We start from the raw sequence: 15,619 nt of genomic DNA, 5'->3' as shown, positions 1-15,619 counted from the left end.
CATTGTTTACCAAGGAGTTTTCCGTTTCGACTGCGCCGGAAGTGGGGCGAATTATAGACTTCCAGAATCTGCCGTCAAGGGTTAATTACGCTTTTGTTGCAGATGATGGTTTTTTAGCAATAAGACGGGGAATTCGGCGCATCACCGGCGGTATACGCAGGACCAGAAGCAGCGCCCCTATAGATGCATAGATAGCCCACTCCTTGAGATCTGCCCGCACGATCCACAGCATATGCAGCAAACCAAGCCCGAGAATCACGTAAACCAAACGATGCAGTTTCTTCCAGCGCACACCAAGGCGACGCTGGCTGTATCGGTTGGAGGTGACTGCCAGCACCAATAGAGAAAGGAATCCCAAGGTACCCACAATAATGTAAGGCCGCTTCCGTAGCTCAACCCCCAACTGCGACCAATCCAACCCAAGGATAAACACGCAGTAAGCAGCGAGATGCAAAACCACATAGGCAAAGCACCACAATCCCAGTTGCCGTCGCACGGCGATCCACCCCGCCCAACCACTGAGCTTCTGCAACGGTGTCATACCCAGGGTTATTGACAACAGAATCAAGGTGCCAAGCCCGAGCCGATCCATCAGCACCTTGCCCGGGTCAGGTCCCAGCGCAAAGCTCCAGGCCTCGTACAGCCAAAACAGCGGCCACACCGCCGCTGCTATAAAGACGCCGATGCGCCAGATCGGATAGCGCATCAATAGTTCTTCCGCAGATCGAGGCCCGTATAAAGAGAAGCGACTTCATCGGCGTAGCCGTTGAACATTTGTGTCTCACGCACATTGGGACTGAACAGCCCGCTGGGCAACCGCCGCTCCCGCGCCTGGGTCCAACGCGGATGGTCGACGGTAGGATTCACATTTGCGTAAAACCCATACTCACTCGCGGCAATACTTTGCCAGGTGGTTTTCGGCTGCTCGCTGACCAGGCTGATGCGCACGATCGACTTGACGCTCTTGAATCCGTACTTCCACGGCACCACCAACCGCAACGGCGCGCCGTTCTGGTTCGGCAGCTCCCGCCCATACATGCCCACCGCAAGGATCGCCAGGGGATTCATCGCCTCATCCAATCGCAGCCCTTCTACATAAGGCCAGTCGATCAAGGCGAAGTTGGACCGCTGCCCCGGCATGCTCTTGGGATCCTGCAGGGTTTCAAAACGGATGTACTTGGCGTTCGAGGTCGGCTCGACGTGCTTGAGCAGTTCCGATATAGGGAACCCTATCCACGGAATGACCATCGACCAGGCCTCTACACAGCGCAGTCGATAGATTCGCTCTTCCAACTGATAGGGCTTCATGAAGTCTTCAAGCGCATAGCGCCCAGGTTTGGCGACCTCACCATCTATCACCACACTCCACGGCTCAGTCTTCAGAGACCCGGCATTGGCTGCAGGGTCGCCCTTATCCGTACCGAACTCATAGAAGTTGTTGTAGTGGGTTGCGTCCTTGAAAGGGGTGATGGCCTCGTCCTTGACGGTAATCGCCTGCCATTTGGTACCCGGGAGCTTTTCGGCAAACCAGCCAGGTGCATTGCCCGGCTCGACATCGGCATAACGTGCCGCATCATCCGCACTGGCCCAACGCGGCAGGCTGCTGGCAGCCAGGCCGGCAAGCGCACCACCGAGCAAGCTGCGGCGAGAGAAATAGAGGGATTCAGGCGTGACATCCGATTCTTGGCAATCAGACGCTTTGGGAAACTTGATTAACATGGCAACTCCGCAGCTTTGGAGGACAGATGCACCAATAGACTGCGGAGTATGGGGGAAATTACATTAAGGCAACGTTTTGCGCTGACGAAGATGCAGAAGGTACTGCACCGGGCCGGACGCGGCATACACAAGGAAAGCCAGCAGCAGGATTCGCGGCGGATCACTGAAGACCACGGCAAACACCAGCACCACTGCCAGGATAGCCACAAACGGCACACGCCCTTTGAGATCCAGCTCCTTGAAGCTGTTGTACTTGATATTGCTGACCATCAGCATGCCGGCTGCCGCAACCATCAAGGCCACCAGGAACGACATCTTGGAACCCTGGATACCGTAGTCGCTGAATGCCCAGACAATACCGGCTACCACACCCGCCGCAGCCGGACTGGCCAGGCCAATGAAGTAGCGCTTGTCGGCAGTCCCCACCTGGGTATTAAAGCGCGCCAGACGCAATGCCGCGCCCGCCACATAGATGAAGGCAACCATCCAGCCAACCTTGCCCATATCACCCAGCGCCCAGGCAAATGCGAGCAGCGCCGGCGCCACACCAAAGGCAACCATGTCCGACAGCGAGTCATACTCAGCGCCGAAGGCACTCTGGGTGTTGGTCATACGCGCAACCCGGCCATCCAGGCCATCAAGGACCATGGCGACGAAGATCGCAATCGCAGCAAAACCAAAGTACTTGCTGGCCCCGGCCGCATCGCCGGCCGCCAACGCACTCTGGGCACTCATGGAATTGATGATGGAGTAGAACCCCGCGAACAGGTTCGCAGTGGTGAACAGATTGGGCAGAAGATAGATGCCACGATGCCGGACTTTACGGCCTTCAGCATCGTGCCCTTCTTCGACATGTTCATCGATCGGTAGCAGGCTTTCGGCGTCAGAGGCCTGGTTTGGCTCTTCGGGACGTTCGCTCATGGACTTTACCTTGCAACGGTGTGAAAAATTTCGACAGAAACTTGCGGCGAGTGTTCGCCCGCAAACGATGCAACTTTATACCAGAACCTGCCCCGCAAACGAAAAAACGCGGCCTAAGCCGCGTTTTCCCTTGATCCGTACGACTTAGTTTTTGGCTTTGTCGACGATCTTGTTGGCACCGATCCACGGCATCATGGAGCGCAGTTGCTCGCCGATGATCTCGATACCGTGAGCGGCGTTGTTACGACGCTTGGCGGTCATCGAAGGGTAGCCGGTTGCACCTTCGCTGATGAACATTTTGGCGTATTCGCCGTCCTGAATACGTTTCAGGGCGTTGCGCATGGCCTGACGGGACTCGGCGTTGATCACTTCCGGGCCAGTCACGTACTCGCCGTATTCGGCGTTGTTGGAGATCGAGTAGTTCATGTTGGCGATACCGCCTTCGTACATGAGGTCAACGATCAGCTTCAGTTCGTGCAGGCATTCGAAGTAGGCCATTTCTGGCGCGTAGCCAGCTTCAACCAGGGTTTCGAAACCGGCTTTGACCAGTTCAACGGTACCGCCACACAGAACGGCTTGTTCGCCGAACAGGTCGGTTTCAGTCTCGTCCTTGAAGGTGGTTTCGATGATGCCGGTACGACCGCCACCCACGCCAGCAGCGTAGGACAGTGCGACGTTCTTGGCGTTGCCCGAGGCGTCCTGGTAGATCGCGATCAGGTCAGGGATACCGCCGCCTTTGACGAACTCGGAGCGCACGGTGTGGCCCGGTGCTTTCGGCGCGATCATGATCACGTCGAGGTCGGCGCGCGGCACAACCTGGTTGTAGTGGATCGCGAAGCCGTGGGAGAAGGCCAGGGTGGCGCCCTTCTTGATGTTCGGCTCGATTTCGTTCTTGTACAGCGCGGACTGGAACTCGTCCGGGGTCAGGATCATGACCAGGTCGGCAGCAGCAACAGCAGAAGCAACGTCAGTCACTTTCAGGCCGTGGGCTTCAGCCTTGGCAACAGTGGCCGAGCCTTTGCGCAGGCCAACGGTCACGTCAACGCCGGAATCTTTCAGGTTGCACGCTTGGGCGTGGCCCTGGGAACCGTAGCCGATGATGGCGACTTTTTTGCCCTGGATGATCGACAGGTCACAATCTTTATCGTAATAAACTTTCATGAGGTTCCTCTATATATCCAGGCCGTTTAAGGCCATTCGCTAAATTTGAGTTAGATGCTGAGTACTTTGTCGCCACGAGCAATCCCGGTGACGCCACTGCGTACAGTTTCCAGAATCGAGGCCGTCCCGATCGACTGGATGAAGCTGTCCAGCTTGTCGCTTGTACCGGTCAGTTGAACGGTATAAACGCTGGCGCTCACATCGACGATCTGCCCGCGATAAATGTCGGTAGTGCGCTTGATCTCGGCCCGTTGTGCACCCGTAGCCTTGACCTTGACCAGCATCAGCTCACGCTCGATGTGGGCACTCTCCGACAAGTCGACCAGCTTGACCACTTCGATCAGCTTGTTGAGGTTCTTGGTGATCTGCTCGATCACCTCATCATGGCCAACGGTGGTCAGCGTCAGACGCGACAAGGTCGGGTCTTCGGTCGGCGCCACGGTCAGGCTTTCGATGTTGTAGTTGCGTTGCGAAAACAGTCCGACCACACGTGACAGAGCGCCCGGTTCGTTCTCCAGAAGCAGGGAGATAATGTGCCGCATGATTAGGTACGCTCCGTCTTGTTCAGCCACATATCGCGCATGGAGCCGTCTTTGATCTGCATCGGGTAGACGTGCTCGCTGGTGTCGACCTGAATATCGAGGAACACCAGGCGGTCCTTCATGGCGAACGCCTCTTCCATCATCGGCTTCAAATCCTTCAGATCGGTGATGCGCATGCCGACATGGCCATAGGCTTCAACCAATTTGACGAAGTCAGGCAGAGACTCCATGTAGGAATGGGAGTGACGGCTGCCGTAGCTCATGTCCTGCCACTGGCGAACCATGCCCAGTACACCGTTGTTCAGGCAGACGATCTTCACCGGCAAGCCATATTGCAGGCAGGTCGACAGTTCCTGGATGTTCATCTGGATACTGCCTTCGCCGGTGACGCACGCAACGTCAGTATCCGGAAAGCTCAGCTTCACACCCATGGCCGCAGGGAAACCAAAGCCCATCGTGCCCAGGCCACCGGAGTTGATCCAGCGGTTAGGCTTGTCGAACTTGTAGTACTGCGCCGCGAACATCTGGTGCTGGCCCACGTCGGAGGTCACAAAGGCATCGCCCTTGGTCACTTCGCACAGGGTTTCGATCACGGTCTGTGGCTTGATGACGCTGCCATCACCCTTGTCGTAAGGGAACAGGCCACGATCACCGCGCCACTCGTCGATCTGCTTCCACCAGCTGGCAACGGAATCCTTGTTCGGGGCTTCGCCGATTTCCTTCAGCGCAGCGACCATTTCGGTCAGCACACTTTCCACAGGACCAACGATAGGCACGTCGGCCTTGATGGTCTTGGAGATGGATGCCGGGTCGATATCGATGTGGATGATCTTGGCATTCGGGCAGAATTTGCTCGCGCCATTGATCACCCGGTCATCGAACCGCGCACCGACGGCGAGGATCACGTCAGCATGGTGCATGGCCAGGTTGGCGGTGTAGCTGCCGTGCATGCCGAGCATGCCGACGAACTGACGGTCCGAACCCGGGAACGCGCCAAGGCCCATCAAGGTGTTGGTGACTGGCAGGTTGAGCAGCTTGGCCAGTTCGGTCAGCGGTGCAGAACCGCCGCCCAGAATCACCCCACCACCCGAGTAGAGCACTGGACGCTTGGCCGCCAACAGCATTTCTGCCGCCTTGCGGATTTGCCCCGAGTGCCCGCGAACGGCCGGGCTGTAGGAGCGCAGCTTGGCTTTCTTAGGGAAGATGTATTCGAATTTTTCCGCCGGGTTGGTCATGTCTTTCGGGATATCGACCACTACAGGACCCGGGCGACCGGACTGTGCGAGGTAGAACGCCTTCTTCATGACTTCCGGGATTTCCGAGGCATGCTTGATCATGAAGCTGTGTTTCACGATCGGCCGGGAAATACCGATCATGTCGGTTTCCTGGAATGCATCGGTACCGACCATGGTGCTCGCCACCTGGCCAGAAATGATCACCATCGGGATGGAGTCCATATAGGCCGTCGCGATGCCGGTAATGGCATTGGTCGCGCCAGGGCCGGAAGTCACCAGTACCACACCGGCTTTACCGGTGGCACGGGCGTAACCGTCAGCCATATGGGTAGCAGCTTGTTCGTGGCGAACCAGGATGTGGGTAACAGCCGGTTCCTTGAACAGTGCGTCGTAGACATGCAGCAGAGCACCACCTGGGTACCCGTAGATATAGTCGACGCCTTCGTCACGCAAAAAGCGGACGAGCATCTCACCGCCAGATAAAAGCTCCACGTTGTTCACCTCTAAAACGCCAGAATACCGTCCGTTAAAAACCGACGGGTCTTAATAGGTTTACTTCTCAGCAGAGCATGAGCGACGGTGGTCGCCGACTACGTCAGCACTGACTGAGCAAGTATTGGGAGCGTCCCAAGTGTTGCGGGATTTTCCCACCCAGCGCGAGGTAACGCGTTGCGGGTGTAACAGGTCGGCGCGGGTATGCGCCTCATGATCTGCTGAGTGGGTCTGCTTCTGGCAGTCCCTCTACAGCGGACTTTGGATTCTTCTGTTTCAGCCCCTCCAAGTCAAGCAATAATTGCGCTTTTTTCCAACTAAGCGCATGAGAACGTAGAAGAAAGGGGCTTGAGGAGGGATAAAACTCGCCTGAATGGCGCAAAGCGGTAGAAATATGCGCAAGACTGCCGGAAAAACCGGCAGCCAGGCAATTAACGAGCGTCGACGATCAGTTGATCGAACTTTTTCAGCGCAGTCCGCAGGCCAAGGCTCTCAAGTGGCCGATCGGCGTAAACCATCTCGGCCATCTCCAGAATTCCAGACGCATTGGGCAATGGCAGGTCCTGTTCGAGGATTTGCTTCATCCGTGTCAGGAAAATCCATTGCAGCCACTGGTGAAAGTCCAGTGTGTCGACGGAAAACGGCTCAACACTGCTCAAGGCTTCAGCACTGGGGGACACTTCGTCCCACCAGCCCTGCAAGCGCAGTTCGCGCTCGATCAACAACAACTGTTCGGCAATCGCCGGAAAGCGTGCATCCATCAGAGGCTTACCTTGGCTTTTTGCCGAGCCTGAGCGGCGCCGGCAGCATCGCCTTGCTTCTCGCGGGCATCACCGATCAAGCTCCACAGGCTGGCCTGCAGGTCTGGACGGCCATTGGCCAGGGTCAGGCCGCGACGGGCAAATTGTTCTGCTTGCGGGGCATCGCCCTGGGCCATGCGAACCTGAGCCAGGCGGTATAGCACTTGCGGTTCACGCGGTGCCACGCGCTGGGCGCGCTCGAGGCTCGACGATGCGCCGTTCAGATCGCCGCCCGACTGCTGCTGTTGGGCAGTGGTGAGCAACGCCAGCACCGGGCCATCCAACTGCTCATCGGCTGACAGGCCGCCGGCACTGCTGGCGGAAGGAATTCCACTCGGCGTCGACGGCATGTTGTAGGTGCCCTGGTTGATCGGTGCCGTTTGAATCGGCGTGGCGTCGATCGGGCCCGATGTACTTGGACCTGGGGTCCACGGCTGAGTACTGATCGGAGCCGAGGTGGCAGCGCCGCCACCCGGGATCATCACCACTACACCAGAGTCCTGAGGCACGGCTTGCGCCTGGGGCCGGGCCTGGGCAGGACGGTTGGTAACGGTTTGACGGAAGCCGCCGTTGGCCGAGATCCGGTCGTTGTTGGACACCGTTGTACTGGAGTCCACCACCGGAATAGAGCCCCGCTCCACGCTGGCGCAACCACCGAGCAATGCCAAAACTGTAATAGCTGGAATCAACAACTTGTTCACGTGAAACCCTCTTTGCTTAATTCATCCAGCCCTTGACCCAATCCATCACCGATTCAGCACTGGCGGGCGCACTGGCTCCGCACGCTACACCGGGTGGTGGCTCGCTGCCGCGAATATACGGCATCTGCACCGCGCCCGGACAGTTGGCATCGGAACCCTGGCCGGTGTGCGGATCGATCCAGGCCTGGACGATATTGTCCGGCTGCGGCATGTTCAGCGGCAGTGGATCGGCCTTTTTCATGAAACTGGTCCATACCTGCAACGCGCCGGTGGCACCGGTAAACGGCGTCTTGCCGTTGTCATCACGCCCCAGCCAAACCACTGCCAGCAGGTCCTGGCTGAACCCTGCGAACCAGCTGTCCCGCGAATCGTTACTGGTACCGCTCTTGCCAGCCAGTGTCAGGTTGGCCGGCAGCACGTTGTAGGCCGAGCGCCCGGTACCTTCGCGCATCACGCGCTGCATGGCGTTCTGGATCAGGTAGATCGAGGCCGGGTCAAAGCGTTGCTGAATCTGGAACGGATAGCGCTTGAGCGGTTCGCCTTCGGCCGTCAACACGCTCCGGATCCCACGCATCGGCGTATTGAAGCCACCGTTGGCCAGGGTCTGGTACATGGTCGCCACTTCCATCGGGCTCATCGCACCCGCACCCAACAGCATCGATGGGAACGCCGGGAACTCACGAGTGATGCCCAACCGGCCGAGCGTCTTGAGCACGTTCGGCACGCCCAGTTCAAGGCCGAGGCGGGAAGTCGAGATGTTGTAGGAATGCGCCAAGCCCTGGTACAGGAAAATCGTACCGTGGGAGCGACGATCAAAGTTATGCGGCGTCCACATCTGGCCATCAGCCCCTTTGACCGACAGCGGGTCATCGGACAGCCAACTGGTCAGCGTGTACTTGCTCGGTTTTTCCAGCGCGGTCAGGTACACCGCCGGCTTGACCAGCGAGCCAATCGGCCGCACCGCGTCCAGCGCCCGGTTGAACCCGGCAAAGCTGGCCTGGCGACTGCCGATCATGGCCTGGACTTCGCCGGTTTCCGGGTTGGTCACCACCATCGCAGCCTCGACGTCGTCAGAGCCTTTACGACCTGTCAGGCGTTTGAAGGTGTCATTGACCGACGCTTCGGCCTTCATCTGCAGGATCGGGTCGAAACTGGTGAAGATCCGCAGGCCTTCTTCGGTCAAGTCTTCGTCGCGGTAGTCTTCACGCAGTTGGCGTTTGACCAGGTCGATAAAGCCCGGGAAGGAGCTGTCGGCGAGCTTGCCGCGGGTGGTTACACCCAGTGGCATTTTCTTCGCGGCGGCCACTTGTTCAGGGGTGGCGACACCTTGCTGCTCAAGTACATCCAGCACCAGGTTACGGCGCTCCAGCGCCCGCTCCGGGTTGCGACGCGGGTTGTAGTAGGACGGCCCCTTGACCATGCCCACCAGCAGCGCCACCTGGTGCAACTTCAGCTCGGACAACGGCTGGCCGAAGAAGAACTGGCTGGCCAGACCAAAACCGTGGACGGCACGCTGACCGTCCTGGCCAACGAATACTTCATTGAGGTACGCCTCAAGAATTTCCTGCTTGCTGTAGTGCAGCTCCAGCAGCATCGCCATCATGGCTTCGGTCAGCTTGCGGGTCAGGCTGCGCTCGTTGGTCAGGTAGAAGTTCTTGACCAATTGCTGTGTCAGCGTACTGCCGCCCTGGGTCATCTTGCCGCCCGAGGTGTTGACCCAGATGGCGCGCGCGATGGACTTCGGTGATACGCCCCAGTGGCTGTAGAAATCCCGGTCTTCGACGGCGATCAGAGTATCCAGCAGGTAAGGCGGCACCTGATCGATCTTGATCAGGATGCGGTCTTCCAGGTTTTTCGGATAAATCCCACCGATCATTAAGGGTTCCAGGCGCACCACCGGCAACTTCGAGCCGTTGAGCGAGGACAGTTCGGCTACGTAGTCGCCAGAGAAACGCACGCGCACCGGCTGGGGTTTTTCCAGGCCTTCATAGAACTGGAAGCCGCGGGTGTTCAAGTCAACCGTGTTGCCGCTGACGGCAGCGGCGCCGGGGCCATTGCTCACGGGTTCGCGGCGATAGCCCAGGGCATCGAGCTCGGTGAGGAAGTCATCCTTGCTCAGCTTCTGGCCGCTGAACAGTTCCAGCGGGCGCGCGTAGACCTTGGCCGGAATGGTCCAGCGCTTGCCGGAGAACTTCTCCTGGACCACGGCATCGAGGTAAACCGCGAAGCCGGCGATCACGACAAGCCCTACCAGGCTGAGCTTAAGCGCCCAGCCCAGCCAAGGGCGCAGGCCGCGGGAAGGAGGTTTTTTACGGGAACGGGGAGATCGGGTACGAGTCATGGCGGCGGATTATACGCACTTTATTGATGACCAACATGAGCCGGACAGCGGTTTGCACGACCGCCTGTAGGAGCCATAATGCCCGCCATGAATTTTCCCAGACTCTGAAGGATCGCCCGTGAGCCAGTCCCTGATTGCTGCCCTGCAAAACCCGGCCCTGTTTCCCCATCCGGTGGATCAGTTCCAAGTCATCGAGACCCATATTTCCTGGGTCCTGCTCACTGGGCCCTATGCTTACAAGATGAAGAAGCCGGTGAATTTCGGTTTCCTCGATTTCACCACCCTGCAAGCCCGCGGACACTTCTGCAATGAAGAGCTGCGCCTCAACCAGCGCCTGACCGATGATTTGTATCTTGAAGTGTTGCCGATCACCGGCAGCGCCGAGGCACCGCAGTTGGGCGGCGACGGTCCGGTGGTCGACTACATGCTGAAAATGCGCCAGTTCCCGCAAAGCCAACTGCTCAGCACTCTGCAGGCCAACGGCGAACTGACCAGCGCGCACATCGACGAAATGGCCAGGCAGATCGCGCATTTTCACCTGAATGCCCCGAAAGTGCCGGCCACTAACTCTGCTGGCACGCCGCACGATGTCATGGCACCGGTGCTGCAGAACTTCGAGCAGATCCGTCCGTTCCTCAGCGACAAGGCCGACCTGGCACAACTGGACGCCTTGCAGGCCTGGGCCGAAAGCAGCTTCGAGCGCCTCAAGCCACTGTTCGAACAACGCAAGCTCAATGGCTTCACCCGTGAATGCCACGGTGATATCCACCTGGGCAACGCCACGATGATTGATGGCCACGTGGTGATCTTCGACTGCATCGAGTTTAACGAGCCGTTCCGCTTCACCGACGTGTATGCCGACACCGGCTTTTTGGCGATGGACCTGGAAGACCGCGGCCTCAAGAGCCTGGCACGACGCTTCATCAGCCAATACCTGGAGCTGACCGGCGACTATCAAGGCCTGGAAGTACTGAACTTCTATAAAGCCTACCGCGCTCTGGTACGCGCGAAGATCGCGCTGTTCAGCATGCCTTCCGAGGCGGACGCGGTGCAGCGCGCTACCACCCTGCGCCAGTACCGCAACTACGCCAACCTGGCAGAAAGCTACAGCACCATCCCGTCGCGCTTCGTGGCCATCACCCATGGGGTATCGGCCGTTGGCAAAAGCCATGTATCCATGCGCCTCGTAGAAGCATTGGGGGCGATTCGCCTGCGTTCGGACGTAGAGCGCAAGCGCCTGTTCGGCGAGCAGAAGGTCGAGAACACGCCGCAGGCCGGGATCTACGCCGCAGACGCCAGCGCCGCGACTTACGCGCGCCTGAACGAAATCGCCGACACCGTACTGCGCGCCGGTTTCCCGGTGGTATTGGACGCGACCTTCCTCAAGCGAGAACAACGCGACGCGGCGGCCAAGATCGCCGAGGCCACCGGCGCGCCATTCCTGATCCTTGACTGCAATGCGCCACAGGCGGTAATCGCCGCTTGGCTGGCACAACGTCAGGCGGACAAGAACGACCCTTCCGACGCCACCCTGGCCATCATCGAAGAACAGCAGGCCACCCGTGACCCGCTCAGCGCCGAGGAGTTGCTGCTCAGCAAGCGCGTGGAGACCAATGAAAGCGGGACCCTGGACGCATTGGTGGCACATATTCGCCAGCGCCTGCCGGGGCTGTAAGAAATATTTCTTGGTCGTGCAGCCTTCCGGGGCTCACGGCCGAGAAATAGTGGCACTATAATGGCGCCATAATTCCAACACGGGAGTCGCCATTGTGAGCCAGCCGAAGCTACTTGATACCCCGCTGTACGCGCTTCTGCATAAAGATGATATCCGCGGCTTCAACCAGGAGCGTCCGAAAGACGGCACCATCGATATGCGCGGTGGCGACTTTCGCGGCCTGGACCTGCGCGACCTGAATGCCGAGGGCGTGGATTTCACCGACGCTTATTTCCGCTCCGCCGACTTGCGCGGCCTGGATTTGCGCGACTGCCCCCTGGAAGGCGCGAGCCTGGCGCATGCCCAGATCTCCGGCACTTATTTCCCCCCTGAGTTAAGCGCCGATGAGATCCTGATGTCCGTCAATTTCGGCACACGCCTGCGCTACCGCACTCGCTAAACCGCTACATCGGCTCCCGGCTACGCACAGGGCGTACCGGGGGCTTCACCCTTTCCTACGCTAAAACCCCCGCCTGCCTTAGAAGCTTTTAGGTCGTTGCCGACCAAAGAACTACGCTTTTCCTACTGAGCGCTACACTCCTTTCAGGCTTGCCTGGTCACGATACCCACCGAACCATTCGGCCGTCGCAAGGAGGCTTGATGAATGATGAGCTGCAACACCTGAAAAACCTTGGCAAGACGTCGGCGCAATGGCTGCATGCGGTGGGCATCCACAGTGCGTCCGACCTACGCCGCCTGGGGGCAGTCGACGCGTACCGTGCCGTACGCACCCGCGGTTTCAGGGCATCCAAAGTGTTGTTGTATGCCATTGAAGGCGCGCTGATGGATGTGCACTGGAATGACATTCCCGTTGAACGCAAGGAAGCTTTAAATCGTCAATTGGACGCTCTGACCGCACGCCAAAAGAATTGAGACGCCAACTTGCACCCGCGTTTACGGGGATTCCAAGCAGAAGTTTGAGGAAATTCGAAGAGGCCGCAAAAACAAATGTTGACTCTCAAATGAGAATCGTTATGATTATCACAACTGGTCGCGAGATCAGCCGATAACTGAAAGACCATTGGTTCGGACTCTCAGATTATCTCCTCATCAGGCTAATCACGGTTATTTGACCCGGCTCTTGCCGGGTCTTTTTTTGCCCATAAAAAACTGCGGCGATTTTCAGCGGGCAATGATCAACGGATGGCCGAGCTCCGGATGCGGCTGCACCAACACATCCAGCCCGAATACCGCCCTCAGCGGCTCAGGCCGCAACACCTGTGCCGGTGTGTCCAACGCATGGGGCCGGCCATCCTCCAGTAACAGGATGCGATCACAGTAGCGCGCCGCCAGGTTCAGGTCGTGAAGGATCACCAGCACCGCCGCGCCACGGTCGGCAAAGCGCCGGATCGCCTGCAAGGTGGTGTGCTGGTGCAGCGGGTCAAGCATTGATGTCGGCTCATCCAGCAACAAGGTCTGCCCCGCTTCACCCGGCCATAGCTGCGCCAGCACCCGTGCGAGGTGCACACGCTGCCGCTCGCCGCCCGACAACGCCAGATAGCTGCGCCCGCTCAAGTGGCCGACGTCGGCAGCCTGCAAGGCAGCATTGATGATTTCATCGTCACGCACCCGGCCCGTCTGATGAGGCAAGCGCCCCATGCCCACCACCTCTTCGACGCGAAAGGCAAAGTCCAGGGTCGAGGTCTGCGGCAACACCGCCAGCCGCTGGGCACGCTGCGCTCCGCCCCAGTCTTTCAACTCACGCTGATCCAGCCACACAAGGCCTTGGTCGGGCTGCAACTCGCCGCATAACGCACCGAGCAATGTACTTTTTCCCGCACCGTTGGGGCCCAATACGCCGAGCACTTCTCCTGGCAACAGGTCCAGGGTGATGTCCGCCAGCACAGTTTTGCGCCCACGGCAGATCTGCAGGTCTTCTACTCGCAGCATCAGGCGCGCCCTCGTAACAACAGGTAGAGGAAAAACGGCGCACCGATAAACGCGGTAACAATGCCGATCGGTAATTCCGCCGGCGCCAAGGCCAGGCGCGCCACCAGATCGGCAAACAACAGCAAACTCGCCCCCGCCAGCACCGAGGCTGGCAGCAGCACCCGATGATCCGGCCCCGCCAGCAGGCGTACCAGATGCGGCACCACCAGCCCGACAAAGCCGATCATCCCCGCAGCCGCCACGGCCGCGCCCACGCCCAGCGCGGTGCAGAACACCAGTTCGCGCTTGAGGCCTTCAACATCAATGCCCAAGTGACTGGCTTCCGACTCACCCAGCAGGAGTGCATTCAGCGCCTTGGCCCGGCGCGGCAGCCACAGTGCTACGCCGGCGCTGACCAGCAGCAGCGGCCATAAGCGCGAGTAGCTGGCGCCATTCAGGCTGCCCAGGTTCCAGAACGTCAGGGTGCGCAAGGTAGCGTCATCTGCCAGGTAGGTGAACAGGCCCACCGCCGAACTGGCGAGCGCCGTCAGGGCGATACCCGCCAGCAACATGGTCGCGACGTTGGTTTGGCCGTTGCGCCGCCCCAGGCGATAGACCAGCGCTGTTACCCCCAAACCGCCGAGGAAGGCACACAACGACAGCAGATAAGGCCCGAGTGCATCCGGCAAACCGCCAAAAAACGAACCACCGACAATCGCAATCGCCGCGCCCAACGCCGCACCGCTGGAAACCCCGACCAACCCGGGATCAGCCAAGGGGTTGCGAAACAGCCCCTGCATTGCAACGCCGGAAAGCGCCAGAACCCCACCGACGGCCAATCCCAGCAACGTACGCGGCAGGCGAATCTGCCCGAGGATCAGCTCCGCCTGCTCCAGGCCTTGGGCCTCGATTGGCACACCCATCAAGCGTAAGGCTGCCCGCAGTGTGTCCATTAACGGCAGACTCACCGGCCCCAGGGCCAATGACAACCAGATCGCCAATACACACAGCAGACTCAAGCCGATAAACAGGGTTCGCGGTTTAACCAGAGTGGTCATGGGGCGGTATTAGCCTGAGACGGATAGAACCCGGCAGACAGCTTCACCAGGCTTTGCGGCAAGCGTGGCCCAAGCCCACCCACCAGCAGCGTCGGGTCCAGTTCATAGACGCGTCCATTCTTGGCCGCTGGCGTCGAAGCCAGGATCGGGTTTTCCTTGAACAACGCGGCGCGGGCCGCATCCCCGGTCAAAGCGCGATCGGCAAACACCAGCACCTCAGGATTGAGCCCCGCCAGCGACTCGACAGAAAACGGCTTGTAACCATCGTGGGTCGCCAGGTTATGGCCGCCGGCCTGCTGCAACATCCAGTCAGCCGCCGTGTCTTTGCCCGCAATCAGCGGTTTGCCGCCGGCATGTCCCAGCAGCAACAGCACTCCAGGCGCCTTTTGAGTGGCCTGGGCCTTGGCCACCCAGTTCTTTTGGTGGTCAAGTTGTTGCTGATAGTCACTGAACAGTTCTGCAGCCTTCGCTTCGTTACCCAGCAGCTTGCCCAAATGCTGAAGGTTGCCCTGCAGCGTCGGCAGATCCGGCTCGGCTGAAAACAGCTCCACTTTCACACCGGCATTGCGGATTTGCGCCAACACCGGTGGCGGCCCCATTTCCTCGGTGCCCACCAGGATTTGCGGGCGCAGGCTCAGAATGCCTTCCGCCGACAACTGACGCTGGTAACCAATGCTCGGCAACGCCTTGAGGGATTCCGGATGCTGGCTGGTGGTATCCACGCCCACCAGCTTTGACTCACCGCCCAGGGCCGTCACCCATTCCGACAACGCACCACCGGCGCTGACCCAGCGTTGTGGCAGTTCAGAGGCCTGGGCCCCAGCGTTGACCAGCAGTCCGACAACGAGCGCGATAGCACTGGCACTCAGGCGCATAAAAGGGTTTCCTTCCAAGGGGTGAGCCCGCTGAAACACTCGCAATGTGACAGATCAAGGCTGCCCGACATCGTACAGAGCGCCCAGTCAGCTTACGGGCGAAGCCGGCATTTGATAATTGTTTGCATTTGCACGTCAAGCACCGGGCTCTGCGGCAAAAACCAGGATAGCCTTGCAGCCCGCAAACGGCG

Annotated in this window: 15 protein-coding genes; 3 read left to right on the top strand and 12 right to left on the bottom strand. The window is 59.3% G+C overall.

Features of this window, described 5'->3' with window-relative positions; genetic code table 11:
- Positions 1–85: 85 nt before the first annotated feature.
- The 9 genes from msrQ to mrcB all read right to left on the bottom strand — a co-directional run bounded on the left by msrQ (position 86) and on the right by mrcB (position 9,912).
- A complete protein-coding gene (msrQ, locus tag A462_RS10525) occupies positions 86–706 on the bottom strand; it encodes a protein-methionine-sulfoxide reductase heme-binding subunit MsrQ (RefSeq protein ID WP_008436897.1) in 621 nt (206 codons plus the stop codon).
- The gene (msrP, locus tag A462_RS10530) at positions 706–1,719 is read right to left on the bottom strand and encodes a protein-methionine-sulfoxide reductase catalytic subunit MsrP (RefSeq protein ID WP_003212121.1); all 1,014 of its coding nucleotides are present in this window, start codon (positions 1,717–1,719) and stop codon (positions 706–708) included. The genes msrQ and msrP overlap by 1 nt, the downstream gene beginning before the upstream one ends.
- 63 nt (positions 1,720–1,782) lie before the next feature.
- A complete protein-coding gene (gene pssA / locus A462_RS10535; protein ID WP_003212123.1) occupies positions 1,783–2,640 on the bottom strand; it encodes a CDP-diacylglycerol--serine O-phosphatidyltransferase in 858 nt (285 codons plus the stop codon).
- A gap of 144 nt (positions 2,641–2,784) precedes the next feature.
- Positions 2,785–3,801 carry a ketol-acid reductoisomerase gene (gene ilvC, locus A462_RS10540; RefSeq protein WP_003212125.1) on the bottom strand — a complete coding sequence of 339 codons (1,017 nt, stop codon included), beginning with the start codon at positions 3,799–3,801 and terminating at the stop codon, positions 2,785–2,787.
- Between the two features lie 50 nt (positions 3,802–3,851).
- The gene (gene ilvN / locus A462_RS10545) at positions 3,852–4,343 is read right to left on the bottom strand and encodes an acetolactate synthase small subunit (RefSeq protein WP_003176102.1); all 492 of its coding nucleotides are present in this window, start codon (positions 4,341–4,343) and stop codon (positions 3,852–3,854) included.
- A 2-nt stretch (positions 4,344–4,345) separates the two neighbouring features.
- On the bottom strand, positions 4,346–6,070 hold the full coding sequence (locus A462_RS10550) for an acetolactate synthase 3 large subunit (protein ID WP_008436892.1): 1,725 nt from the start codon (positions 6,068–6,070) through the stop codon (positions 4,346–4,348).
- Between the two features lie 431 nt (positions 6,071–6,501).
- The gene (locus A462_RS10555) at positions 6,502–6,831 is read right to left on the bottom strand and encodes a YqcC family protein (RefSeq protein WP_003212129.1); all 330 of its coding nucleotides are present in this window, start codon (positions 6,829–6,831) and stop codon (positions 6,502–6,504) included.
- Positions 6,831–7,571, bottom strand: coding sequence for a tetratricopeptide repeat protein (locus A462_RS10560; protein ID WP_008436887.1), 741 nt, complete (start codon positions 7,569–7,571; stop codon positions 6,831–6,833). The genes A462_RS10555 and A462_RS10560 overlap by 1 nt, the downstream gene beginning before the upstream one ends.
- A gap of 16 nt (positions 7,572–7,587) precedes the next feature.
- Positions 7,588–9,912, bottom strand: a complete 2,325-nt coding sequence (gene mrcB / locus A462_RS10565) for a penicillin-binding protein 1B (RefSeq protein WP_008436886.1) — start codon at positions 9,910–9,912, stop codon at positions 7,588–7,590.
- 118 nt (positions 9,913–10,030) lie between these two features.
- Between mrcB and A462_RS10570 the strand changes: the two genes are divergently transcribed.
- The 3 genes from A462_RS10570 to A462_RS10580 all read left to right on the top strand — a co-directional run bounded on the left by A462_RS10570 (position 10,031) and on the right by A462_RS10580 (position 12,499).
- Entirely contained in the window at positions 10,031–11,587 is a 1,557-nt protein-coding gene (locus A462_RS10570) for a bifunctional aminoglycoside phosphotransferase/ATP-binding protein (RefSeq protein ID WP_008436885.1), read from the top strand.
- 94 nt (positions 11,588–11,681) lie between these two features.
- Positions 11,682–12,026: a pentapeptide repeat-containing protein gene (locus A462_RS10575; protein ID WP_008436884.1), complete on the top strand. Its 345-nt coding sequence runs from the start codon at positions 11,682–11,684 to the stop codon at positions 12,024–12,026.
- Positions 12,027–12,226: 200 nt separating this feature from the next.
- Positions 12,227–12,499, top strand: coding sequence for a TfoX/Sxy family protein (locus A462_RS10580; protein WP_003212140.1), 273 nt, complete (start codon positions 12,227–12,229; stop codon positions 12,497–12,499).
- A 249-nt stretch (positions 12,500–12,748) separates the two neighbouring features.
- Here A462_RS10580 and A462_RS10585 read toward each other — a convergent pair whose 3' ends face one another.
- The 3 genes from A462_RS10585 to A462_RS10595 are packed head-to-tail and all read right to left on the bottom strand — an operon-like array spanning position 12,749 to position 15,428.
- Positions 12,749–13,516 carry a heme ABC transporter ATP-binding protein gene (locus A462_RS10585; RefSeq protein ID WP_008436883.1) on the bottom strand — a complete coding sequence of 256 codons (768 nt, stop codon included), beginning with the start codon at positions 13,514–13,516 and terminating at the stop codon, positions 12,749–12,751.
- On the bottom strand, positions 13,516–14,553 hold the full coding sequence (locus A462_RS10590) for a FecCD family ABC transporter permease (protein WP_003212144.1): 1,038 nt from the start codon (positions 14,551–14,553) through the stop codon (positions 13,516–13,518). Before A462_RS10590 ends, A462_RS10585 begins: the two co-directional genes overlap by 1 nt.
- Positions 14,550–15,428, bottom strand: a complete 879-nt coding sequence (locus A462_RS10595; RefSeq protein ID WP_008436882.1) for a heme/hemin ABC transporter substrate-binding protein — start codon at positions 15,426–15,428, stop codon at positions 14,550–14,552. The genes A462_RS10590 and A462_RS10595 overlap by 4 nt, the downstream gene beginning before the upstream one ends.
- Positions 15,429–15,619: the final 191 nt, after the last annotated feature.

It is taken from the genome of Pseudomonas sp. Ag1, from assembly GCF_000278565.1.
GTDB lineage: Bacteria > Pseudomonadota > Gammaproteobacteria > Pseudomonadales > Pseudomonadaceae > Aquipseudomonas.
The sequence above is the reverse complement of the archived record's forward strand: the minus strand, read 5'-3'. Positions and strand labels throughout refer to the sequence as shown.

Excerpts from the sequence above, each read along its gene's own strand:
- msrQ (WP_008436897.1), bottom strand. The coding sequence starts at position 706 with ATGCGCTATCCGATCTGGCGCATCGGCGTCTTTATAGCAGCGGCGGTG.
- msrP (WP_003212121.1), bottom strand. The coding sequence starts at position 1,719 with ATGTTAATCAAGTTTCCCAAAGCGTCTGATTGCCAAGAATCGGATGTC.
- pssA (WP_003212123.1), bottom strand. The coding sequence starts at position 2,640 with ATGAGCGAACGTCCCGAAGAGCCAAACCAGGCCTCTGACGCCGAAAGC.
- ilvC (WP_003212125.1), bottom strand. The coding sequence starts at position 3,801 with ATGAAAGTTTATTACGATAAAGATTGTGACCTGTCGATCATCCAGGGC.
- ilvN (WP_003176102.1), bottom strand. The coding sequence starts at position 4,343 with ATGCGGCACATTATCTCCCTGCTTCTGGAGAACGAACCGGGCGCTCTG.
- A462_RS10555 (WP_003212129.1), bottom strand. The coding sequence starts at position 6,831 with ATGGATGCACGCTTTCCGGCGATTGCCGAACAGTTGTTGTTGATCGAG.
- mrcB (WP_008436886.1), bottom strand. The coding sequence starts at position 9,912 with ATGACTCGTACCCGATCTCCCCGTTCCCGTAAAAAACCTCCTTCCCGC.
- A462_RS10580 (WP_003212140.1), top strand. The coding sequence starts at position 12,227 with ATGAATGATGAGCTGCAACACCTGAAAAACCTTGGCAAGACGTCGGCG.
- A462_RS10585 (WP_008436883.1), bottom strand. The coding sequence starts at position 13,516 with ATGCTGCGAGTAGAAGACCTGCAGATCTGCCGTGGGCGCAAAACTGTG.
- A462_RS10590 (WP_003212144.1), bottom strand. The coding sequence starts at position 14,553 with ATGACCACTCTGGTTAAACCGCGAACCCTGTTTATCGGCTTGAGTCTG.
- A462_RS10595 (WP_008436882.1), bottom strand. The coding sequence starts at position 15,428 with ATGCGCCTGAGTGCCAGTGCTATCGCGCTCGTTGTCGGACTGCTGGTC.